Consider the following 26,803-nt stretch of genomic DNA (forward strand, 5'->3'; position numbering starts at 1 on the left):
TTGTCAACGCAAGTTCAAAGCATAAACTCTAATCAGCAGCACCAAACTAAACTAAAAGCAACTCAATACAACAACACAACATTACAACTAAACATAACAAAGCAACACATTACACCTCAACAACACTACACAACAACTCAATACAAAGCATTCAAAAAGTTATATTAAAACAATGCAAAGCAACACCATTACAACTAAAAGAAACTCAAAACAATCAAAAACAATTTAATGTAAAACCAAACATTACAAATCACCTCAACATAACTTATATTAAAACAACAACACTAAACTTACAACACACAAACTAAACTACACTACACATAACTAATCCAACTTATATTAAAACAAAATAACAAAACATTACAACACATAACAAAGCATAACAACTACACTTATTACATTACACAACTAAACCTCAATTAAAAAACAAAACACAACAACAACACCAACACCAACCACATAACTCAACAACACACAAGACCTCAAACCATAACAACTAAACTTGAAATGAAATGAAATGAAATGAAATAACTTATATTAATTTAAAACAATTCATTTCAAAACAATCAAACCAACTTTAATTTAAATTAATGTTTTTTTTTGTTTTGTTTTGTTTTGTAAACCAAAAACAACTTAAAAACAATCCACACCATTACATTACAAACCATTACACTACAACACAACTCAAAAACTCCAACTTACACTAACTTAAGTTAATGTAATGTAAAAACCATTACATAACACTAATTTAAATTACATTACAACACACTACACTACACTAATTTAAAACAATTCAAAACCAATCCAGTACAACACAAAACAAGTCAAAACACCTAAAAAACAAAAAATTACAACTTACATTACATCTCATTACATTACAAACCACTAAACACTTCCACATTAATTTAAAACACTTCAAAACAAAACAAAACAATTTAAAACAAACTATTACAACTTACTCTAAAACACACAACATTACATTAAAACAACTTAAAAAAATTTAAAACAAAATAATCCATTACAAAACACTACAACACATAACTAAACCACACTAACTTAAGTTAAAAAAACTAAACTTAAATAACACAACTAAACTAAACTAAACTAGTCTAGTCTAAACCTCAATTAAAACACATAACAAAATAACACATAACATTACATTACATTACACCACACCACTAAACACTTCCACACCACAACTTAACACACCTCAATAACAAAGCATTACATTAACTTACACCACCCATTTAACTTATATTAAAACAATTCAAACTCCCTCAAAACATTACAACATAACTTATATTACCGCCTCAAATCACAGCACTGCAAATCCAGTCAAACTACCCACACCTCTTTACAACACAAACTAAGTTAACACATTAAATCAGATTATGTTTTTTGTAAAAAAAAGGAATAGTTTTGTTATGTTTAGCTTAGCCATAATTTTATACATTTTGTCAATCTCAGCCATTTATATTCCTTTTATATTCTTTTATTTGTTTTTATTTTTTGGTTATTAAAATATTTTAAACATACTATTAATTTTTAAAGCAATATCTCTTGTCTTTTCTTTAAATTTCAAATTGAGTTACTTTGTTCTTGAAATGAGTTTAGTTTTAGGTTAGTTGTAATGTTTTGGATTTTACTTTGGATTGGATTGTTTTTGGATTGAGTTTCTTTTAGTTGTAATGAGTTGCTTTGTGTTGTGTTGAGATGTTGTTGAGTTTTTTTTCTTTGTGTTGACTTGTGTTAATGTTTGTGGTGTGGTTTGTTTAATGTTTTAAGTTAATATAAGTTGTTGTGTTGTGTTATGTAATGTAAGGTTAAGTTAAGTTAAGTTAACTTAAGTTAGTGTAGTGTAAGTTAGGTTTGTAATAGTTTAGTTGTGTTAATGTGGTGTAATGTGTTTTAAATTAATGTTTGGGTGTTGTTTTTTGTAAGTTGTATTGAATTGAGATGTTGTTGAGTTAATTTAATGTAATGGTGTTGTTTTTGTTGTAATGAGTTAAGGTAATGTAATGTTGTTATGTGTTATTTTGTTATGTGTTGCTTTGGATTAATGTAATAAGTTGTTTTGTAATTCAAGTTGTAATGTTTGGTTTAGTTATGTGGTTTGAAGTGTTTTGACTTGTTTTTTTTTTGTGGTGTTATGTAATGGTTTTGAATTGTTTTAGTGTAGTGTAGTGTAGTGTGTTGTAATGTGGTTTGTAATGTTTAAATTGTTTGGATTGTGTTGTAATGTAATGGTTTTGTTTTGTTTTGTTTTGTTTGTTTGTTTGTTTTTTTTGGGGTTGGGTTTAAGTTTTGGATTAATGTAATAAGTTGTGATTTTTTGTAAGTGTGTTGTAGTGTAATGGTTTGCTTTAAGTTGTATTAAGTTAGTTTTTTTAAGTTATTTCAAGTTTAGTTTGGGTTAAGTTAAGTTGGGTTGGGTTTGGTTTGGTTGGGTTTGAATTGTTGTTGAATTGATTGTTTTGAATTGTTTTGAAGTGTTTTTGGGTTGGGTTTGTTTTTTAAGTTAAGTTGGGTTTGAATTGTTGTTGAATTGAATTGAAGTCTTTTGAATTGATTTGATTGTTTTGAATTGTGGTTTTGTTTTTTGGGGTTTTTTTTACATTAATTTTGATTAATTTACACTAATTTGGATTACATTAATGTAAGGTGTAAGTTAAGTTGTAATGTTTTGGTGTGGTGTTGAGTTTGTTATGTTTTTTGTAATGGATTGAATTGAGTTGTTGTTGAGTTGAGTTTGTTGTTTTTTTTAGTGTAATGTTTTAAATTGTTTGTTTTGGTGTTGAGTTTGTATTGTTTTTTGGATTGACTTGAGTTACTTTGTAATGGTTTGAGTTGAGTTGAGTTGTTGTTGTTTTAAGTTGTTCTTTTGAGTTGATATGAGGTCTTGTTGAGATGATATGAATTGATGTGATGTTGTAGTTGATTTGTTCTGTTATTTGAAGTCATTTGTTATGTTTTGTAATGGATTATTTTGTAATGGTGTGGTTTACATTAAGTGTGAATTGAATTGATTTGAGTTGTTGTTGTTGATATGATGTTGAAGTGATTTGTTCTTTTATTTGATTTGAAACGATTTGAGATGATTTTATTTTATTTGTTTTGTTTTGATTGTTTTAAGTTGTTTTGTTTTAAGTTATGTTGTTTTGACTTTTTTTGACTTGACTTGATATGTTTTGAAGTGTTTTGAAGTGTTTTGATTTAAATTGTTTTTTTTTAAGTTATGTTGTAATGATATGTTTTGAAATGAATTGAGCTTTGATGTGATGCTACTAAGTAAAGTAAATAACCGCCCCGGCCCCGATGTTGTGAGCTTAGCTTTACTTATGTTGTGGTTTTCGATGCTGCTTTAAGTTAATAAAATATAAGATGAAGTGTTGGATTAATTTAAATTGGTTTGAGTTAGTTTGTGTATTTTAGTGTAATATAAGTTTAGTTGTGTTGAATTTGTTATGTGTTGGATTGGTTTAATGTGTTATGGTTTGTATTAAGTTGAGGTTTAGTTATGCTTTGTGTTGTTGTATTTTGTTTTGAGCTTTGATGTGAGATGTTGTGTATTGAGATGAATTTGAAGTTGACTTTTAAACTAAAACAAATTTGCATTAAATAGTAAATATCAGATTTATCTACCATACCATAAGTAAAGTAAGGATAACTTTATAAAACAAAACCCCTTTATTTAGTTATTGTAGTGATGTAATTGGTGTAGTGCTTTGTTTTTTGAATTTTTACACTATATTAATGACACTATTCATTTAGATTCCCGATAGAGCACATGTTTACGTATTATTGGATCATATTTTTTTAATTCTAAGTTTTTCGGATTAGTTCTTTTATTTTTATAAGTTGAATAACAATGTCCTGTACCTTTTGTAGAAACTAACTTTATTTTCTTTTTCACCACAAAGTCTCCAAAAGAATCATCTTTTAATTAAAAATTTTTCTATACCATATTTATCTATTATACGCATGCCTTTAGCAGAAATATGCAATTTTATATACCGTTTCTCATTTTTGATCCAAAACCTATGTTTTTGTAAATTTGGCATAAATCTTCTACTTGTTTTTCTATGTGAATGAGAAACATTATTGCCTTGCATTGGCTTTTTATATGTTACTTGACATCTTTTAGCCATTTGAAATTCCTTATTTGCATTTTTATATGTTAATATAATTTTTAATTTTTTTTATTGCACTTTTTTCAATTTGACGAATCCTTTCAGCTGATATACCATAAATATCAGCTAATTCATGTAATGTTGCTTTTGGTTCATTTAACCAACGTTGCTTTAAAATATCTCTTACTCGTTCATCAAGTTTATTTAAAGCGATATATAAACGTCTATAAGAATATCTTTCAAAATCATATTTTTCTAATTGAATAGCAGGATCAATTTTTGAATCTTCTATATAATTAGAAGGATTTTTATAATTATTTTTTTCTTCAGCGTACTTATTATCAAATCCATAATCAATTGATGATAATCTACCTTCCATTTCTCTAACTAAATTAGGATTAACATTAAGCTCGTTTGCTATTGATTTGATTTCATCATTATTTAACCAATTAAAACTGTTTTTAGTTCTTCTTAAATTAAAAAATAATTTCCTTTGAGATTTCGTAGTAGCTACTTTTATAATTCTCCAATTTCTTAAAACATATTCATGTATTTCAGCTTTAATCCAATGTATAGCAAAAGAAACTAAACGAACACCATGAGCAGGATTAAATCGTTTTACTGCTTTCATTAAACCTACATTACCTTCTTGAATTATATCAGATTTCTGTAACCCATATCCTGAATAACTACTAGCTATATGAACAACAAAACGTAAATTTGACATTACTAAGGAACGAGCTGCTTCTAAATCTCCTTTCTTTCTTAATTTCATGGCTAAATTATGCTCTTCTTGTAATGTTAGTAAAGGTATTCCTAATACTGTTTGAATATAACCATCTATATTATTTTCTGGATAAATTTTTATCATAGCCTACTCATTCCAATAATTTTTACACCACACATATAATAGTTGAAATTATATCATATTTATGATTAATTATTTTATTATGATTAGAATAATTGGAGGTAGTAAAAAACGTAGTATCCTTAGCTTTCCATCTATAACTATGTCTGGGGTAAGACCAACGATAAGTAATGCGCGAGACACTTTATTTAATTGGATTGCAAATGATATAAAAAATAAAAATATTTTAGATTTATATGCGGGAAGTGGGTGTCTAGGGTTTGAAACTTTATCAAGAGGGGCAAAACATGTATATTTTGTTGAAAACAAAAAATATTTAGTTAAAAACTTATACATTAATAAAAACAAACTAAAACTTTTAAATTCTGTAAATATTATAAAAACTAATTCGATTAATTACATTAATAATTTGGCCTTTAAATCATTTGATATAATTTTTATAGATCCACCTTTTTATAAGGGTTTAGTATATCCTAGCATTAACTTATTAGAATCAAATGGTTGGCTTAATAATAATTCCTTTATATATTTGGAAGTAGAAGCTAAGTTAGACCTCTTCTTTATACCAAATACATGGATCTTATACAAAGAACTTTCTTTTGGAAAATCTCATATATTTCTTTATAGGCGGTTTTTAAAAAATACGACTACGCATCAAAGGAAAAAACAATACATCTCGAATTGAATCTTTATTTGCAAGAATCATAATAAGACGATCAATACCTATTCCTTGTCCAGCTGAAGGGGGCATGCCATATTCTAAGGCACGTATATATTCATTATCATAATAAATCAAATCATTAATATCTTTTTTGTTCATTTGTAATTTAAATCTTTTAGATTGTTCTACATAATCATTTAATTCAGAAAACCCATTAGCTATTTCTCTACCCCCTATAAATAATTCAAATCTTTCTGTTATTTTTGGATTTTTATCTTTACATCGTGCTAAAGGACTAACTTCAATAGGATATTCAGTGATAAAAGTTGGTTTTATTAATTTACGTTCTACAATTAATTCAAAAATTTTATTAAGTAATAAACCATAATTATTATAGTTATCTACGATAATCCCAATTCGTTTAGATAAAAACCGCAAGTTTTCTAAATTTTCCAAATCAGAGTTTATAATTGAAAAGTTTTTACCGTGCTTTATGAGAGATTCTCTCATACTTAAAATTTCAAAAGGTTCTGAAAAATCAATATTTATTTTTTTTCCTATTTTAATTTTAGTTGTACCTAAAGTTTCATTCACGACAAATCTAATCATATTTTCTGTAATTTCCATCAAGTCCTTATAATTTGCAAAAGCCCAATAAAACTCTAACATAGTAAACTCAGGATTATGCCACGTTGAAAGACCTTCGTTACGAAAATTTTTATTGATTTCAAATATACGCTCCAAGCCACCCACAACCAAACGTTTTAAATAAAGTTCAGGCGCAATACGTAAATACATTTTTATATTTAACGAATTATTATAAGTTACAAAGGGTTTGGCTAATGCTCCCCCTGGAATTGAATGTAAGATAGGAGTCTCTACTTCCATAAAATCAAGTTCCTTTAAAAATTTTCTAACTGACGATATAACACAAGTACGAATTTTAAATATTTTACGTACTTCTTTGTTCATAATTAAATCTAAATATCTGCGCCTATATCTAATTTCTGGGTCCTTTATACCATGAAATTTATTTGGTAAAGGTCTTATGTTTTTAACTAATATAAAGGCTTCTTTTACTATTAAATAAAGCTCCCCCGTTTTAGATTTATTTATTACCCCTATCACTCCAATTATGTCTCCTATATCCCAATCTTTTATAGTTTTATGCAATTCATTAGAACTTATTTTTTTAGTTATATAAAGCTGAATGTGACCACTTGCATCTTGTATAACTATAAATGGCCCCCTTTTACGCATTATACGTCCAGCAACTGACGTTGTATATTTTAATTTTACTAATTCTTCTTTTTTTTTTTTTCCAAACTGTTTTTTCAAATTACTTGATATACTAGCCCGACGAAAATCATTAGGAAATGCACTTCTTGTCCCATTTTTTTTCGCTTTTTCCATCAATACTTTTAGTTTATTAACACGCTCTTTTATTAAGTAATTTTTTATAATCATTCATAAACCTTGCTTTATACTTGCCTCTAGAAATAAATCTAAATCACCATCTAATACTTTTTCACACTTATTATTTTTTATTCCAGTTCGTAAATCTTTAATTCTCTGAGCATCTAATATATATGATCTAATTTGATTACCCCAACCTATTCCTGCTTTGTTTTTTTCTATTTTATTTCTTTCACTTTCACTTTTTTGTTTTTCAAATTCATATATTTTTGTTTTTAATAATTTCATTGCACGTTCTTTGTTACTGTGTTGAGACCGTTCAGTTTGACATTCCACTACTATATTTGTAGGTAAATGCGTTATTCTAACAGCAGAATCAGTTGTATTTACGTGCTGACCCCCTGCACCACTCGATCTATAAGTATCTATTCTTAAATCTTCTATATTTATTTTAAGATTTAAAGCTTTTTTAAGTTCGGGATAAATAAATACTGAAGAAAAGGAAGTGTGACGTCGTTTACTTGAATCAAAAGGACTTTTACGTACTAACCGATGAATTCCTTTTTCAGTTCGTAACCAACCAAATGCATATTTCCCTTTGATATGAATGGTTGCAGATTTTATACCAGCTATTTCACCAAGATTTAAATTTACTATTTCTGTTTTTAAGTTATGTGTTAAAGCCCATCGTATATACATACGTACTAACATATTTGACCAATCTTGTGCTTCTATACCACCAGATCCAGCTTGAATTTCAACATAAGCATTATTTTTATCCATTTTTCCTGAAAATAAACGAATACTTTCTAAGTGCGATAATTCTTTTTCTAATCTTATTATTTCTTCTTTTATTATACTTAACGTTTTTTTATCTGATTCCATAATAGCTAATTGAAGTAACTCAGTATTATTAAATATTTCCTTATTAAATTTTTTTATAACAAATTTTTTTAAATTATATTCCTCAAAAATATTCCTTAACTTTAGAAAAACTGTCATATAAAGATTTTAATTTAATTTTTATTAGTTGTAATTTATCATTTTCATAATATCGCAACATAAATATATTTTATCCTTAACTTACCCTTTTTTTTTGCTTAAGAAATAAAAAATAAGTAAACTCCTACCCCTACAAAAAACTAAACCCCACACCAACACAATCCCTCTCTCTATCTACGAGACAAGACTATACATCCCTTCTCAATCTTTAGAGCCTTTTTCCATTCCTTTTCAACTATTTTAACTCCGCAACGCCTTTTCCCTTTCCTTCATCCTCAATACTTTTCATTTTATATTAACATCATTACTACATACCTATTCAATTCACCTCATGACTTCACATCAGGATATTAAATCAACTTAAATTAATGTAATGTAAAAATGTTTTTTGTTAATGACACACACTAATCATATAACTATGCACCTTATTAATCGTGGCAGGTAAAATACAGTATCTCTCTTCTTTTTGTAATAATTCTTTAAGTGAATTAGGCATTTGTAGTTCAATTCCAGCTTTTATAATTGTATCATAAAATTTCGCTGGATGAGCTGTAGCTAATGTTATCATAGGTATTTCTGGAGAATTATTACATCTTTCTGCTGCCATTAAACCAATAGCTGTATGCGGGTCTACTACAATTCCATTACGTTTATAAATCTGACTTATTATAGACAAAATAGTTTTATCATGCACACTTGTACTATAAAATAAATTTCTTATTTTATTTAAAGGTTTTTTGTCTATTATAGCGTAATGTTCCTTATGAAACTTATCAAATAAATGTTTGATAGCATTTGAATCTTTTTCATAAGCATAAAATAATAAACGTTCAAAATTAGAAGAAACAACTATGTCCATAGCTGGAGCTATAGTATTAATCAATTGCCGTCTAGAAAAATCATTATATTCTATAATACGATGAAGTATATTATTAACATTACTTGCAACGACTAATTGTTTAATAGGTAAACCCATTTTATAAGCTATGTATCCTGCAAAAATATTCCCAAAATTAGCAGAAGGGACAGTAAAACTTATTTCTCTGTATGGAGCACCAACTGAAATGGCTGACACAATATAATACACTGTTTGTGCTAAAATACGTGCCCAATTTATTGAGTTTATAGCAATTAACCTTCTTCCTTTAAAAAAAAAACCACGTTTATTAAAACTTTCTTTAACTATCGCTTGTGCATCATCAAAAGTTCCTTTTATTGCTATGTTGTGTATATTATCTTTTTTTATTGTAGTCATCTGTCTTCTTTGAATGTCTGATATCATATTATGAGGATGTAAAATGAATATGTCTAAATTCTTACAATCACAAAATCCAGATATTGCAGCTGATCCTGTATCTCCTGACGTTGCGCCCATAATAACTGCTTTTTCACAACGTTTTTTTAACAAATAATCAATTAAATTACCCATTAATTGTAAAGCTATATCTTTAAATGCAAATGTAGGACCAGTAAATAAATCTAATAAAAAATGATTGTTACTTATTTGTTTAATCGGCACTATTGAATCATTACAAAACCTTGTATAACTTTTTTTTATTAAATCTTTTAATGGCTTCTCTTCAATATCATCAATAAAAAGACGCATTATACGATATGCTGAATCAGCATATGAACAATTATTTAATTCTATTAATTCTTTATGAGATAGTTTAGGTATTCTTTCTGGAAGATACAAACCACCATCACTTGCTAAACCAGTTAATACGGTTTCTTCAAAAGAAAGTACAGGGGCTAAACCGCGAGTACTAATGTAACGCATTATTTACCATCCCATTTTAATTTTAAAATTTTTCAACCCTAATTCTATTTATATGTCCTAGCATCCCATTTGTAGATTCTATTTTTCCTACTGTTAAATTCATATTTGATTCTTTTGTACTATAAGTTAATACAATAATAACAATTGAACTTACCGTTTTTGTTTTGATTAAATGCTTAATTCTAATTCCTTGTTTATAAAAAATATTTGCTACCTGTCCTATCATATTAAAACTAATAAGCATAAATCTCAAATAATATTCTGTAATAATTTGATTTATTGGTAAAATAGGTAACGTTTCAATATTCCTAAAAGCTAAATAAGGAGTACGATAATTATATTTTGTAAGACTATTTTTAGAGACATCTAATAAATCTGCCACAATAGCAGAAGCTGTGGGTTCTGCACCTGCACCGACCCCATAATATAATGTCGATCCTACAGCATCCCCATTTATTTCTATTGCGTTTTTTACTCCATTTACATTAGCTATTAATCTTTTTTTTGGTATCAACACAGGATGTACTCTTAATTCTATTCCCTTTTTAGTACGTTTAGAAATACCTAAATGTTTTATATTATATCCTAAATTATCTGCTTGTTTTACATCATCTAGAGTTATACATTTAATACCTTCAATATAAATTTTTTTAAATTGTAAAGGAATACCATAAGCTATAGTAGCTAAAATTGTTAATTTATGTGCAGTATCAATCCCTTCTATATCTAATGTTGGATCTTCTTCCGCATATCCTAATAATTTAGCTTTATTTAGTATTTGTTTACAAGATATCCCCTTTTTCAAATTTGTAAGTATATAATTTACCGTACCATTAATAATTCCAGCTATACTCTTAATGCGATTTGCACATAACCCTTCTCGTATACATTTAACAATGGGTATCCCACCTGCAACTGCTGCCTCAAAAGATACCATTACCCCTCTTTTAGAAGCAGCACAAAAAATTTCTTCACCAAATAGTGCAATCATTGCTTTATTTGCTGTAACCACATGTTTTTTATTGTGAATAGCTTCTAACACAAGTTTTTTAGCTACCTTACATCCCCCTATTAATTCAACGATTACATCAACATTATGATTACGTGCTACTTCAAAAATATTTCTCGTGACCTTAACACCTTTTAAATTACAGCATGGATTATCACTGCGTGTACCAATCTGCTCTATAATAATTGGACGACCTATTCTACGAAATATTTCTTTATAATTTCTTTTTAAGATATTGAATGTCCCACCACCTACAGTGCCTAAACCACAAATGCCAATACGTATCAATTTCATATTCCTTACCTTAGTATTTTTTCTTTAATACGTGCCGATTTACCTTTGCGATCCCGAAGATAGTAAAGTTTAGATTTACGAACATTACCTTTCCGATTAATTTTAACACTAAATATACTTGTTGAATAAGTCTTAAATGTACGTTCGATGCCTATTCCATTAGTTGTTTTACGCACTGTAAAAGAAGAATTTAACCCCCGATTGCGTTTGCAAATAACTATTCCTTCAAAGGCTTGTAACCGCTCAATTGAACCTTCAATAACTTTTACTTGTACAATGACTGTATCTCCCTTTATAAAATTTGGATTTATTTTATTTTTCATTTGTGTTAATTCTATTGCTTGAATCAATTGATTCTTACTCATTTTAATTTACACTCCTTAAAATTTTTGCCGCTATCCGTTTTGTGTTGGTTTCTTTTTTTGTGGTGTTATGTTTTGAGGTCTTTTGGTTTGTTATGTTGTAATAAAAAAGAAAACAACCACACATAACACACCACAAAACAGAACGATGCGATACTGCCACTAAACTAAGGAAAGGATAAAAAAAAAACCAAAATTAAACTCTACTCAACTTAACTTAACTTAATGTAAAACACACTAACTCAAATCAACAACAACACAACACAAAAGTCAAGCATTACAACTCAATCACAACTTAAGTTAGTGTAAGTTAAAACTAAACCATTACAAAATAAAATAACATACCTTAAACAAAACTTACAACACATAACATAACATAACAACACAACATTACACAACTTATATTAAAGTAATGTAATCCATTACAAAACAACTCCACTTAATCAAATACAAAACTTAACTTAAAAAACAAACCATTACACAACACCACAACTTAAAACAAACCTACACTACACTACACTACACCTCAATACAAAGCAACACATAATACAACACCTCAAAGCATTACAACAGTACACAAACTAACACATTACAAAACATATCATTACACAACACCACAACTTAAAAAACACATTAAATTAAACCATTACAAACCAAACTAAACTAAACTAAACAATTTAAAACCATTACACAACATTAACTTAACTAAACCTCAATACAAAGCAACACATAACATAACATAACATAACAAAGCACCTCAACTTACTTAATACAAAGCAAAATTTTAATGTAATGTAAATTAAAACAAGTTAATGTAAGTTTAGTTGTAATAGTGTAATGTAATCCAATACAAACAAACACATTACAAAACACACTACACAAAACAACAACTCAACTTAAGTTAAGTTAGTGTAATTTAATGTAATGCTTTGTAATGTAATGTAATGTGGTGTAATGTAATGTAATTTAATTTATATTAATGTAATGTAATTTTTTTTAATTGTTTTTTTGTAATGTAAACCAAACTAAACTAAACTAAACTAACACAATTTAACACAAATCAAAAACATAACAACTTACATTACATTACACTACACTAACTCAAACCAAAGTAACTCAACTCAACCTTACAACAACTCAAAAATAAAAACAAAATACAAAAACAATTCAACTCAACAACAACTCACCCCACACCACACCAACTCAAAGAAACTCAAACCATAACACCACAACTTGAAATGAAATGAAATGAAATGAAATAACTTACACTAATACACAAACCAATACAATACAATACAACTTTAAAAACTTACAACCATTACACTACAATTACATTAACTCCCCACAACTTATATTTTATTAAAGCAACTCAAAACAAATTAATCCATTACAAAATAATCATAACACCTCAAACTAAATTAAATTAATGTAATTTTTTGTTTTGTTTTGTTTTGTTTTGTAAACCAAATTGTTTTAATTTAAACCACATTAAATTACACTACACTAATACAATAACACCACAACTTAAACAACATTAACCTAATGTAATGTAATGTAATGTAAAAACACTTCAAAACAATTTAAAACAAACTCAAACACATTAACTCAAACACACTACACTAACACAACTCAACTCAACTCAACTTAACTTAACTTAACTTAATACACCACATTAACTTTAAAAACTTACATTACACAAACTATAAACCACAACTTACACTACACAAACTTAAACCATTACAAAAAACCTTACCTTCCCTTCCACTACACAAACTAAAACAACTTACAAAGCATTAACTTATATTATATTAACTTAACCTAACCTTACAAAGCATTACACTAACTTAACACAACTACACAAACTTACATTAACTAAACCTAACTAAAAAAAACTAAACAACTAAACTAAACTTACATCTCATTACACAACATTACACCACTAAAATAAACCACATAACACCACTAAACCATTACAAAAACATATCATTACACAACACCACAACTTAATGTAATCAAAACATACTACAATACAATTTAAAACCACATAACATAACAAGTTAAGTTAAAACAAATTAAAACACTTCAAATCAATTCATTACAAAAACATATCAACTTAAATAAAATAAAAACAAATCAAAAACATAACACCTCAATAACATAACATAACAAATAAAATAAAAGAACAAAGAACATAACATAACATAACATAACACTTCAGAACAGAACAGAACAGAACAACTTACACACCATTACATCTCATCTCATCTCATTACACCACATTAAAACAATTTAAAACACTTCAAAACATATCAAAACAACAACAACTTATTACACCACACCACAACTTATATCAACTTAAAAAAATTTAAAACACACAACATTACATTAATCCAAAACATATCAATTTAAAACAAATAAAATAAAATCATCTCAATTCGTTTCAAACATACCACAAAGCATTAATTAAACAACTTAATCAAAACCACATAACATAACATTAAACCATAACACCACATTAAATTACACCACAAATGACTTCAAAGCATTACATTAACTTACAAAACATTACATTAAATCACAACAACTTAACACACTTCAATTCATCTCAACAAAGCATTACATTACAACAACTTTAACCTTACATTACATTACATTACACAAACTACACTACACATAACTAACTTAAGTTAAAAAAACTAAACTTAACACAACATTACACTAATACACACACCACAACTTACATTACATTAAACCAAACAATTTAAACAAACCAAAACCACATTAACTCAAATACACTACACTAACACAACTCAATTAAAATAATACAACTTACTACACAAACTACACATAACTAATCCAACTTATATTTTATTAAAGCACTCAAAGCAACTTAAAGCAAAGCAACACACTTCAAAGCAACTTAAAGCAAAATAAAATAACTTAAAATAATTAAAATAACACATAACAACATCAAACCATTAAAACAAAACAAAACAAAACAAAACAAAAGACTTCAACACATAACATTACATAACAACATTACATTTAAAAACATTACATTACAAAACACTTCAATCCAAACATACCACAAAGCATTAATTAAACAACTTAATCAAAACCACATAACACAACACAACACCACTACCACACCACAAAACAAAACAAAATAAAATAAACATACCACATTAACTTACAAAACCACACACTTCCATAGACCATAACAACTAAACTTACATTAAAATACATTACATAACTTAAAACAAAACAACAAAAACTAAACACATAACAACACAACACAACACAACACAACATAACATAACATAACACAACTGATATTAAAAACTTACACACCATTACACAACAACTTACACTACATTTAAAAACTTGAAATGAAATGAAATGAAATAACTTACATTAACTTACAACAACTTAATGTAAACCACATTAACTTACAACACACTACACTAATACAATAACACCACAACTTAACCTACACAAACTTACATTACAACACACTACTTAAATTAAATTAAATTAAATTGAATTGAATTGAATTGTTTTGTTTTGTTTTGTTTTAAATTGTTTTGTTTTGTTTTAATTTGTTTTACATTACATTAATTTAATTAATCCATTACAAAATAGACCATAACACATTTAATTAATAAAAAATTAACTTGTTTTTGATTAAATTAACACAATATTACATTACATTACCTTACAACAACCTACACAAAATACACTAACTTAAATTAAATTACATTAACACAATACAACTTACACTAACCTTAACTTACATTAAATTACATTACACCAAACTATTACATACCACATAACATAACAAGTTAAGTTAAGTTAAAACCAACATTACATTAACTAACACAACACCACATTAACTTAAACTAAACCATAACAACATTACATTTTACACTAACTTAAAACAAAACAAAAAAACACATAACAACACAACATTACATTAACTTAAAAAACCACAACTTACAAAACATTAACTTAACTTACACACCACTACACAAACTTAATAAAACCATTACATTAAAAAAAATAACACATTACACCAAACATACTACAAAACATAACAATCAAAAACAACTTAATCAAAACCACACAACATACCACATAACATAAAATAACATAACATAACATAACATAACACTTCATCTCATCACACTTCAACACATAACAACTTTAATTATATTAAACAACACAACATTACATTACATTACACAAGTTAAGTTAGTGTAAGTTGTGGTATGTTTAGTTAATCCAAAACATACTACCACACAATTTAAAACAAATTAATCCATTACAAAAACAATCATTACAAAACATACCATTACAAAACACTTCAAAACAAAACATATCAAAACAATTTAAAACAAAAGAAATAAAATCAAATAAAAGAACAAAGAACATAACATAACATAACATAACATAACACTTCAAAACACTTCAGAACATAACAGAACAGAACAGAACAACATAACATAACATAACATAACTTAACTTATATTAAAGCATAACTTAAAACACTTCAAATCGTATCGTATCGTTTCAAATCACATCAATTCAAATCAAAACATACTACAAAACAATTTAAAACAACTTAATTTAATTTAAAACACTTCAAAAACAATTCAAAACAACTTAAAACAAAACAAAACAAAACAATTTAAATCAAATCGTTTCAATTCAAAACAATTCATTACAAAACATACCATTACATAACAAATGATATCAATTCAAATCAAACATAAAATAAACCACATAACATAACACCACAAAGCAACACATTACATTAAAATAAACCACACACTAAACTTGTTTTACATTAAATTAATTTAAATTAATCCAGCACAACAAATAACAACAACAACTTAAAATAAATTAAACAACATTTCATAAACTTACACTTACAACACACTACACTAACTTAAAACAACCCATAACAACATTAAATTAGTGTAACTTACACTACACTACACATAACTAAAACAACTTAAAGTAACTCACACTAACTTACACAACAACAACTTAACCTTACACAAACACACTACATAAGTTGGATTGATTTGAAGTGTTTTACATTACATTAACAAACACACTACACTAAACTAAACTAAAACAACTAAACTAAACTTACATTACACCACAAAACTTATATTACATTAACTTACACACCATTACATTAACTTAATACAAACTAACACAAAATAACTAACTTAATACAAATTAAATTACATTAACACAACTAAATTAAAACAAACCACAAAAACAATTCAAACTTATATTAAAACAATACAACTCACCCCACTAAACATACCACACCAACTCAAACACCATTAACTTAACCTAACCTTACAAAGCACTACACAAACAAAATAAAATACCCAAACTACCAAACTACACTAACTTAAACAACATTAATGTAAAAAACAATCAAATCAATTCAAAAGACTTCAAACTCAACAACAACTCAACTCAACTCAAAAGAAAGAAAACTCAACTCAAACACATAACATAACATAACAACTCACATTAACCTACACTAACTTACAACACTACACTAACTAACCTAATACACAAACTAAACCATTACAAAAACAATCCAAAACATACCACTTCAAAAACAATTCAAAACAACATAACATAAAACAAAACAAAACAAAACAATTTAAAACATCACAACTTATTACATTAAACCATTACAAACCACATAACATAACAAGTTAAGTTAAGTTAAAACCAACATTACACAACCACAAAGCATTAACTAACACAACTTAACCCAACTTACAAAACAACACACTAAACCATTACATTAACTTTAAAAAACTTAACCTTACACTACAACACAACAACTTACACATAACTAACTTAATATTAATACACCTCTAACAACATAACCTTATATTATATTAAACAACATTACAAAACATAACACATTAAACAAACACAAACCATTACATTACACAAACTACACTACACAACACAAACAAACAAACTTAAAATAAAATAAAATAAAATAAATTAAAACAAATTAGTGTAAATTAACACACTTCAACACAACACAACACAACACAACACAACATTAAAAAAAATTAAATTAACTTACAACAACTTACAAAACCTAACCACATTACACCACATTAACTTAACATTACACAACTTAATACAAAATAAATTAAATTAACACATAACATAACATAACAACACCTCATAACCTTACAACAACTACACTAACTTAAACAACATTAAATTAATATAAATTAAATTACATTACATTACACCACATTACATTACACCAAACTATTACATACCACATAACATAACAAGTTAAGTTAAGTTAAAACCAACATTACATTAACTAACACAACACCACAAACAAAAAAACAAACCAATCAATTCAATTCAAAACCACATAACTAAACCATTACACACCACTAAACTAAACACTTCCACATTAACTTAAAGTCAACTTACATTACACTACACAAACCTAACCTTACACTACACTAATCCAACTTAAACAACATTACATTAACTCTTCTGTATGCCTTTTTATATTTACATTATTAACAACACTATTTAGTTAAAAAAAACACAGATATTATTTTTAACGACTAAAACAAACATCTTTTTAAGATCTTACAAAAATATACTTCCGTCCCTAAATATTTTTTCTTTGTTTAAATTAAAACTCTTACATTAAATTCAACAACAACATCAATTCACTTCACACTTAATGTAAACCACACCATTACAAACTAAACTAAACTATTACAACTTAAAATAAAATAAAATAAATTAAATTAACTTAACTTAAACAATTCCAAACCATTACAAACCAACACAATTCATAACAACTTAATCAAAACCACATAACATAACACCACAAAACAAACAAAACAATCAATCCAAAACACTTCCACACTAAACTATTACAACTTATATTAAACCATTACACAAACCAATACAAACCAACCCCCACAACTTAACAACACTTAATTTAATTTTTTGTTTTGTTTTGTAAACCACATTTAATGTAATTTACATTAAACCAATACAATACAATACAATACAACTTGAAATGAAATAACTTATATTAACTTAATGTAAAACAAAACCATTACATTACATTACATTACACCACAACTTAAATTAAATTAAACCAATGTGAAACAAATAATACTCCTCTTTTGCTTTTGGAAATTTAGGTAATATATTTTTGGGGTAATTTTATTAAAGATCCAATAAGTTCTTTAGCTTTTTCACATGTTTTAATGCCATACAGTTGCACAATAATAAATCTATTAACTAATCGTATACGCTTTACTTTAAAATAAATATTTTTTCCTTTTAATTCTAAAATCCACACTCTGCTATAATCAATTATGTTGCATCTTGGATTTGTATAAGAGGATATTTTTATCCACCCTTTAACACCATACGACTTAGATATACTTCCCATAATTATATTCACTTTTTATCTTTCTTATTTTGTTTTAATAAAGATAAAACCCTATCTGAAATTTTTGCCCCTTTATTTCTCCAATAATATAATCTAATTCTATTAACACTAAATCTTTTAGAATCTAAAACTAAGGGATTAAAATAACCTATTTTTTCAATGAACTTTCCGTCTCTAGAACTTCTAGAATCTTTAACATAAATCTGATAAAATGGCCTATTTTTACATCCACACCGGGACAGCCGTATTTTAACCATCACCCACACTCCATTAATTTTTATTCTTATCTATTATTTTATTTTTGTAAATCCATGACATCATACTACGTAATTTCTTTCCAATTCTTTCAATCTTATGCTCCGAATCAATACGACGTTTTGTTTTAAGCAATGTAAATCCTGATTTTTTTTCTAAAATAAAATTTTTAGCAAATTTCCCATTTTGTATATCTTCCAACACTTTTTTCATAACTTTTTTAGTGTCATTATTAATTATTTTGGGTCCTGTCACATAATCACCATATTCTGCGGTATTGGAAATAGAATAGCGCATATCCCCCAATCCACCTTCATATATTAAATCAACTATAAGTTTTAATTCATGCAAACACTCAAAATAAGCCATTTCTGCTGAATATCCAGCTTCTACTAAAACCTCAAATCCAGCTAATATTAATGATGATACTCCACCACACAATACAGCTTGTTCTCCAAATAAATCTGTTTCAGTCTCTTCTTTAAATGTAGTCTGAATAATACCTGCTTTACCACTTCCAATAGCACTTGCATAAGATAAAGCTATATCTTTGGCCTTACCTGATTTATCATTATAAACAGCAATAAGACTAGGTACGCCACCACCTTGCTTATAGGTTGTACGCACTGTATGTCCTGGCGCTTTTGGTGCTACTAAAATAACATCTAAATCTTTCCTAGGTTCTATTTGTTGATAATGAATATTAAAACCATGAGCAAAAATTAAGACTGCACCACTTTTTAAATTCTTCTCTAAATAACGATAATAAATTTTTTTTTGCAATTCATCTGGAACTAACATAACTACAATATCTGCATCTATAATAGCTTTTGCTATTACTTCTACCTTTAATTTAGCTACTTCAGCTTTTTTCCATGAATGTGAGCCTTTATACAACGCTACCTTTATATTTACTCCTGAATCTTTTAAATTATTAGCGTGAGCATTCCCTTGTGATCCATAACCTAAAACCACTACTTTTTTTTGTTTAATTAAAGAGCTATTACAATCTTTGTCGTAATATATTTTCATTTTCATTTACCTTTTATAAATTTCCTTATCATTATACTAAAGCATATCAAAGCATTACAAAAACATAACACCAAAAACATTACATTACAAAAGACTTCAACACATAACATAACAACTTATATTAAACTTACATCTCATCTCATTACAACTTAAAATAACTAAACCATTACAAACCAAACTTAAAACAACCCCACACTTAACATAACACAACACCTCAACAACACTTCAAATCAACTACAACATCAATTCAATTCATATCATCTCATCTCAACAACAATTCAACACACATAACATAACAACTTACCTCATAACTTATATTAAAGCATTACACCTCATTACAAAGCAAAAAATACAACTTATATTATATTAAATTAAAGCAACACATTACACCACACCACAACTTATATTAAAAGCAACTTAAAATAAATTACACTACACTAAACTAAACTAAACTATTACAAACCAATACAACATAAAACAATCAAAACAACTTAAAACACACTTACATTAACCTAAAACAATTTAAAACAACCTTACACAAACCTAACCTTATATTACACTACACATAACTAATCCTAAACATATACAACTTATATTATATTAACCTTACATTACATTACATTACATTACATTACACCACATTACATTAATTTAACTTACACTAACTTAAGTTGACTTACATTAAATTAATCCAAAACAACTTAAACACCACACAATTTAAAACACATTACATTACACAAACACACTACACTAATCCAAAGCAACACACTTCAACACAACACAACACAAACCATTACACAAACCACATAACTTAAAAAACCACAACTTTAAAAACTTAACTACAACATTAAGTTAATACAATTCAACTCAAAACATTACATTACATAACAAGTTAAGTTAATTTAATTTAAAACAATCCAATCATTAAATTACATTACATTACATTACATTACAATCCATTACAAAAACAAACCCAAAACACAACACACTAATTTACACAACATTAAGTTAATGTAATGTGGTTAGGTTTTGATTAATGTAATAAGTTGTGATGTTTTAAATTGATATGTTTTGAAGTGTTTTAAATTGTTTTGTAATTCAAGTTAGTTATGTGTAGTGTAATTTGTTTTAATTTAAACCAATACAACTTAAAAAAACACAAACCACTTAAAACACTTCAATTCATTACAAAAAAACAACACCTCAACATATAACAACTCAAACTTAACACCTCAACATATTAAATTAAACCAACTTAATGTAAACCATTACAACACAACATAACTTAACTTAAACTTAACCTTACACAACACCTTACACTAAACTAAAACAAATAAAATACACTAACTTAAACAACATGTAATTTAATACAATACAATGTAAGTTTGAGTTTGTTTTTAAGTTGTTATGTTATTTTATGTGTTTGATTGTTTTTTTTTTGTAATGAATTGAAGTGTTTTACATTAACCTAACATAACTTAATGTAATGTAAAAACAATTCAAACCCAATACAATACAATACAATACAAACTTATATAAACTTACATTAACACATAACATAACACTTCAAATAAAAACAACTTAAATCATATCAACACAACACAAATTAAATCAACTACAACAACAAATAAAATAAAAGAACAAAGAACAGAACACAACAACTTATATTAAAATAAATTAAATCATCTCAACTCAACAAAACAACTAAACCTCAATTCAAATCAACAACAACATCAACAACAATTCAAAACAAATAAAATAAAAGAACAAAGAACATAACAGAACATAACATAACATAACACTTCAGAACAGAACAGAACAGAACAACTTAACTTAAAGCATAACTTAAAACAAATAAAAACATTACAAAACAATTTAAAACACTTCAAAACAACAACAACTCAACAACAACTCAAAACAAAAGAAATAAAAGAACAAAGAACACAACACATAACACTTCAACACAACACAACACTTCACTTCAGAACACTTCACAACACAACAAATAACAACACTTCAAATCATATCAATTCAAATAACATAAAAGAACATAACATAACAGCACTGAACGTTTCAAATAAAATAAAATAAAAACAAATCAAAGAACAGAACAAATCATTACAAATAAAAACAATTCGTTTCAAAACATATCAACACAATTTAAAACAACTTAAAACAAATAAAATAAAATAAAATCGTTTCAAATCAAATCAACAACAACAACACACTTCATCTCATCTCAACACAACAAATAAAAGAACAGAACACAACAATTCAACAACAATTCAAAGAAAAGAACAACAACACATAACAACACAACATCAATTCAACAACAACAACAATTCATATCATCTCATCTCAACAACAAAAAAAACTCAACAACAAATCAACTCAACTCAAAAGAACACCAACTCAAACACAAAAAAACAACACCAACATCAATTCACTTCACACTTAATGTAAACCACACCATTACAAAAAACAAAACACTAAACTAAACCAACATTACAAAGCATTACACTACATTACACCAAACATATCATTACATACCACACACTTACACAAGTTAAGTTAAGTTAATCCAAAACAATCAATTCAAACCATTACAAAAACATAAACCATTACATTACATTACAAAAGACTTCAAATCGTATCGTATCGTATCGTATCGTTTCAAATCACATCACAACTCAAAACAACTTAACACACAACTAAACCTCAAAACAATTAAAAAAAATTACATTACATTACATTACATTACATTACATTACAACACATAACAAAGCATAAACTTACATAACTCATTACTACACATAACTAAAAGCAACTTATATTTTATTAAAACATAACAACACAAAGCATAACACCTACACTTACCTCAATCCAAAACAACAACACAAAGCATAACACCTACACTTATATTAATCCAAAACAACAACAACACACCTCAAAAAAAAATTACACAACTGATATTAAAATAACATAACTAAACCTCAAAAAAAAAACAAAAAACAATACAAAGCATTACATAACTAAACCACACACCACACACCACAACTTATATAACACATATACAACTCACCACAACACATAACTTACACAAACCTTACACTACACAAACTAACTTAACTTAATACAAAGCAACTCAACTCAAAAAAAAAACAATACAAAGAACTACACTACATCGAACAACCCTTAAAAAAAAAGCTAAAGCATTGCATCTCTTACAACTCCATCTCCGTTTTAAAGCAACGTAACTACAATACATAACAACATACATTACTACATAGATAAGACTGTGAGTAAAGCTTAGCATACTGTACACAGAACATAGTTAAGCATCCCTCGCATCTAAGTAACAAAAAGTAACTCAATTTACATTACGACAGCACATCATTACATTAACTTAAAAAAAACAAAACAACTTACAAAACATTACATTACACAACAGTATAGCAACTCTTCAGCTTTTATAAATTTAAATTTTCTCAACACAGGAACGAATAATACCTGAAACACCAGTACGAACTACTTCATAAATACCTTCTATTGCATTAATAAATGCATCTAATTTGTCTTCATCTCCAGTTATTTGTATTATATAATCTGTTAAAGTAACATCCACAATATTAGCTCTAAAAATGTCTGTTATCCTCTTAATTTCTGCTCTCCTTTCATCTGAATATGCTTTTACTTTAACTAACATTAATTCTCTAGCAATATGAGAAACTTCTGTTAAATCTAATATTTTCACCACATCAACTAAATTATTCAGCTGTTTTATAATTTGCTCAATTACACATGCATCTCCATTAGTTGTTAATGTCAATCTAGATAATGTTATATCTTCTGTATGAGCTACATTTAGAGTTTCAATGTTAAAATTCCGTTGGGAAAATACTCCAACTATTTTAGATAGTGCTCCTGGTTCATTTTCTAATAACATAGATATAATATGCCTCATCAATTTTTACTCAGCTTTGAAAGTAACATATCATTAATAGCTCCTAATGGTTTTTGCATAGGATATACATGTTCATGTGGATCAATATAAATATTTATAAATACTAGCTCATTTTTATTTAAAAATACTTTTTCTAAAGCTGTTTCTAAGTCTTCTATTAATTTTACCGTTATAGCTTTAAATCCATATGCTTCAAATAATCTATGAAATTCAGGTAAAGATTCTACATAAGAATTAGCATGACGTGCTTTATAATTTATATCTTGCCATTGCCTAACCATACCTAAAGAACCATTATTTAAATGTATAATTTTCAAGGAAATATCAAATTGTTTACATGTTGATAACTCTTGCATCATCATTTGAAAACTCCCTTCTCCTGTGACTAAAACTACTTGTTCCTTCGGAAAACTTAACTTCACGCCAAGAGCTGCCGGAAAACCAAAACCCATTGTTCCTAAACCTCCTGATGTTATCAATCTATTAGGTTTATTAAATTTATAATATTGTGCTGTAAACATTTGATGTTGTCCAACGTCCGTTGCTATAAAAGCATCTCCTTTTGTTATTTTATATACAGCTTCAATTACTTGTTGTGGTTTAATTAAATCTCTACTAAAAGCTAAAGCTGGTTTATATAATTTACCTGCTCTTTTTGAGATCCATTTGTTTATACATTTCCACCACTTTTCTAACTGTTTTTTTCTATTTTCAATTTTTATTTCATTCTTATAACTCTTCTTAATTTTGTTCACCATTTTTTTTAAAACTTTTTTAGCTGATCCTGTAATAGGTAAGTCTGCTAATATAGTCTTAGAGATAGAACATGGATCAATATCTACATGAATTACTTTAGCTTTTGGACAAAATTTTTCTGTATTATTTGTTACTCTATCATCAAATCTAGCCCCAACACAAAAAATAAGATCTGAACTATGCATAGCATTGTTAGCTTCAAAAGAACCATGCATTCCTGGCCAACCTATACATTGAAAATCACTTTGCGGGTATGCCCCAATACCCATTAATGATGTAACAACAGGTATACAAACTATTTTAGCAAATTTTTTTATTGTTTTACTAGCTTTACCTGTTATTGCTCCACCACCCACAAATAACACTGGCCTTTTTGCTTTAAATAATAATTTTAATGCTTTTTTTATATTTTCTTTACTCTTACAATTTTCTTTATTATATGATCTTATTTTTATATTTTTTGGATAAATATACTCATAAACTTCATTAGGTGAAGTCATATCTTTGGGTATATCTACTAATACTGGCCCTAATCTACCTGTGCTAGCTATATAAAATGCTTTTTTTAATATTTTTGGGATATCTGCAGTATCCCGAATAGTAAAACTATGTTTTACTATTGGCATAGTTACACCAACTATATCTGTTTCTTGAAATGCATCTTCTCCTATTAATTTACTTACAACTTGACCACAAAGTATTACCATAGGTATCGAATCCATATACGCTGTTGCTATACCAGTAACTGCATTAGTAGCACCAGGTCCTGATGTTACTAATACTACACCTGGTTTTCCACTAGCTCTTGCATATCCATCCGCCATATGAGTAGCTGCTTGTTCGTGACGAACTAAAATATGTTTAACATCCTTTTGACGAAATAACGCATCATAAATATGAAGAGCTGCCCCACCCGGATAACCATATACATATTTTACGCCTTCATCTTTCAGAAAGCGTATAATCATATCAGCTCCTGATAACAATTCCACTTTTAAGCTCCTTTTCCTGTACATATGACTTTCTTTTTTTAGTTTATAACATAGTTCTATTAATTACAATTTTTTTATGATACTATACTTTTTATTTACTTTAATTTTTTTCGGATAAATAATGTTATTAGAATATATACATTCAGTTATAATTGGTTTTATAACTTTATTACCTGTAGCTAATCCGTTTACAAGTACTACTTTATTACTAACCTTGGGTAATAAATTCAACCCTGTTGAACGTAAAAAACAAATATATTTTGCTACTTTTTATGTAGCTATTATTATGCTTATTTGTTTTTATGCAGGTAATGAAATAATAAATGCTTTTGGTGTTTCTATTAATGCACTACGTATTGCTGGAGGTGTAATTTTAGCTTATATTGGATTTAACATGTTATTTAATGTAACAAATAAAGAACAACATATACAACATATTAAAGATAATAAAGAACAAAAAAATATAAACATTTCTTTTGTTCCACTTGCTTTACCAGGAACTGTAGGTCCTGGTACTATCTCTTTAATTATTAGTTCTTCTTCCAACTTCCCTTCAACAATAATGGCACATTGTGTTATTTTTACTGTTACTGCTTTAATATCCTTATTTTTTTTAATTAGTTTATTAAGCGCTAATAAACTGTTTAACTTAATAGGTCATTCGGGTCTTGATGTTATTTCTCGTATTATGGGGTTTTTATTAATATCTATGGGAGTACAATTTATAATTACAGGTTTTAAAGTATTCTTTTCTTAAATTTACTTTTTAAATTGTTTTTGCATAAAAATAAAAACA

14 protein-coding genes and 1 pseudogene are annotated in these 26,803 nt (G+C 27.2%); 2 read left to right on the top strand and 13 right to left on the bottom strand.

All coding sequences use genetic code 11. The annotated features are described in order from the left end of the window. Positions 1 to 3,763 precede the first annotated feature (3,763 nt). The 3 genes from rpmG to rpoH are packed head-to-tail and all read right to left on the bottom strand — an operon-like array spanning position 3,764 to position 5,001. Positions 3,764 to 3,913 carry a 50S ribosomal protein L33 gene (gene rpmG / locus H7S46_RS00355; protein WP_183042868.1) on the bottom strand — a complete coding sequence of 50 codons (150 nt, stop codon included), beginning with the start codon at positions 3,911 to 3,913 and terminating at the stop codon, positions 3,764 to 3,766. 19 nt (positions 3,914 to 3,932) lie between these two features. Beyond that, positions 3,933 to 4,148, bottom strand: coding sequence for a 50S ribosomal protein L28 (gene rpmB, locus H7S46_RS00360; protein WP_183042869.1), 216 nt, complete (start codon positions 4,146 to 4,148; stop codon positions 3,933 to 3,935). 22 nt (positions 4,149 to 4,170) lie between these two features. Next, a complete protein-coding gene (gene rpoH / locus H7S46_RS00365; RefSeq protein ID WP_183042870.1) occupies positions 4,171 to 5,001 on the bottom strand; it encodes an RNA polymerase sigma factor RpoH in 831 nt (276 codons plus the stop codon). 61 nt (positions 5,002 to 5,062) lie between these two features. Here rpoH and rsmD point away from each other — a divergent pair, with 61 nt between their 5' ends. Then, positions 5,063 to 5,683 (top strand): 16S rRNA (guanine(966)-N(2))-methyltransferase RsmD, encoded by a 621-nt coding sequence (gene rsmD / locus H7S46_RS00370; protein WP_183042871.1) that lies wholly within the window; start codon positions 5,063 to 5,065, stop codon positions 5,681 to 5,683. Here rsmD and lysS read toward each other — a convergent pair. The 10 genes and pseudogenes from lysS to ilvB all read right to left on the bottom strand — a co-directional run bounded on the left by lysS (position 5,633) and on the right by ilvB (position 26,007). Next, positions 5,633 to 7,126, bottom strand: a complete 1,494-nt coding sequence (gene lysS / locus H7S46_RS00375) for a lysine--tRNA ligase (protein WP_183042872.1) — start codon at positions 7,124 to 7,126, stop codon at positions 5,633 to 5,635. The two genes, rsmD and lysS, sit on opposite strands and share 51 nt — an antisense overlap. After that, a pseudogene (gene prfB, locus H7S46_RS00380) lies at positions 7,127 to 8,017 on the bottom strand (peptide chain release factor 2); the annotation flags it as partial. A 451-nt stretch (positions 8,018 to 8,468) separates the two neighbouring features. Next, positions 8,469 to 9,857, bottom strand: a complete 1,389-nt coding sequence (thrC, locus tag H7S46_RS00385) for a threonine synthase (protein ID WP_183042874.1) — start codon at positions 9,855 to 9,857, stop codon at positions 8,469 to 8,471. Positions 9,858 to 9,879: 22 nt separating this feature from the next. Beyond that, positions 9,880 to 11,160: a homoserine dehydrogenase gene (locus H7S46_RS00390; RefSeq protein WP_183042875.1), complete on the bottom strand. Its 1,281-nt coding sequence runs from the start codon at positions 11,158 to 11,160 to the stop codon at positions 9,880 to 9,882. Between the two features lie 5 nt (positions 11,161 to 11,165). Continuing rightward, positions 11,166 to 11,525, bottom strand: coding sequence for a 50S ribosomal protein L19 (gene rplS / locus H7S46_RS00395; protein WP_183042876.1), 360 nt, complete (start codon positions 11,523 to 11,525; stop codon positions 11,166 to 11,168). Positions 11,526 to 18,750: 7,225 nt separating this feature from the next. Beyond that, a complete protein-coding gene (locus H7S46_RS00400; protein WP_259645829.1) occupies positions 18,751 to 19,020 on the bottom strand; it encodes a ribosome maturation factor RimM in 270 nt (89 codons plus the stop codon). After that, a complete protein-coding gene (rpsP, locus tag H7S46_RS00405; protein WP_183042929.1) occupies positions 19,017 to 19,265 on the bottom strand; it encodes a 30S ribosomal protein S16 in 249 nt (82 codons plus the stop codon). The genes H7S46_RS00400 and rpsP overlap by 4 nt, the downstream gene beginning before the upstream one ends. Before the next feature lie 13 nt (positions 19,266 to 19,278). Further along, positions 19,279 to 20,295, bottom strand: a complete 1,017-nt coding sequence (gene ilvC, locus H7S46_RS00410; protein WP_183042930.1) for a ketol-acid reductoisomerase — start codon at positions 20,293 to 20,295, stop codon at positions 19,279 to 19,281. A 3,478-nt stretch (positions 20,296 to 23,773) separates the two neighbouring features. Continuing rightward, positions 23,774 to 24,259, bottom strand: a complete 486-nt coding sequence (gene ilvN, locus H7S46_RS00415; RefSeq protein WP_183042877.1) for an acetolactate synthase small subunit — start codon at positions 24,257 to 24,259, stop codon at positions 23,774 to 23,776. Further along, on the bottom strand, positions 24,259 to 26,007 hold the full coding sequence (gene ilvB / locus H7S46_RS00420) for a biosynthetic-type acetolactate synthase large subunit (RefSeq protein WP_183042931.1): 1,749 nt from the start codon (positions 26,005 to 26,007) through the stop codon (positions 24,259 to 24,261). Before ilvB ends, ilvN begins: the two co-directional genes overlap by 1 nt. 121 nt (positions 26,008 to 26,128) lie before the next feature. Here ilvB and H7S46_RS00425 point away from each other — a divergent pair, with 121 nt between their 5' ends. Next, on the top strand, positions 26,129 to 26,764 hold the full coding sequence (locus H7S46_RS00425) for a MarC family NAAT transporter (RefSeq protein ID WP_183042878.1): 636 nt from the start codon (positions 26,129 to 26,131) through the stop codon (positions 26,762 to 26,764). The last annotated feature ends 39 nt before the right edge of the window (positions 26,765 to 26,803 follow it).

Source organism: Candidatus Portiera aleyrodidarum (genome assembly GCF_902713745.1).
GTDB lineage: Bacteria > Pseudomonadota > Gammaproteobacteria > Johnevansiales > Johnevansiaceae > Portiera > Portiera aleyrodidarum_D.

Coding starts and splice junctions, on each gene's coding strand:
- rpmB (WP_183042869.1), bottom strand. CDS start 4,148: ATGGCTAAAAGATGTCAAGTAACATATAAAAAGCCAATGCAAGGCAAT.
- lysS (WP_183042872.1), bottom strand. CDS start 7,126: ATGATTATAAAAAATTACTTAATAAAAGAGCGTGTTAATAAACTAAAA.
- ilvC (WP_183042930.1), bottom strand. CDS start 20,295: ATGAAAATATATTACGACAAAGATTGTAATAGCTCTTTAATTAAACAA.
- rpsP (WP_183042929.1), bottom strand. CDS start 19,265: ATGGTTAAAATACGGCTGTCCCGGTGTGGATGTAAAAATAGGCCATTT.
- H7S46_RS00390 (WP_183042875.1), bottom strand. CDS start 11,160: ATGAAATTGATACGTATTGGCATTTGTGGTTTAGGCACTGTAGGTGGT.
- H7S46_RS00425 (WP_183042878.1), top strand. CDS start 26,129: ATGTTATTAGAATATATACATTCAGTTATAATTGGTTTTATAACTTTA.
- thrC (WP_183042874.1), bottom strand. CDS start 9,857: ATGCGTTACATTAGTACTCGCGGTTTAGCCCCTGTACTTTCTTTTGAA.
- rsmD (WP_183042871.1), top strand. CDS start 5,063: ATGATTAATTATTTTATTATGATTAGAATAATTGGAGGTAGTAAAAAA.
- rplS (WP_183042876.1), bottom strand. CDS start 11,525: ATGAGTAAGAATCAATTGATTCAAGCAATAGAATTAACACAAATGAAA.
- ilvN (WP_183042877.1), bottom strand. CDS start 24,259: ATGAGGCATATTATATCTATGTTATTAGAAAATGAACCAGGAGCACTA.
- rpoH (WP_183042870.1), bottom strand. CDS start 5,001: ATGATAAAAATTTATCCAGAAAATAATATAGATGGTTATATTCAAACA.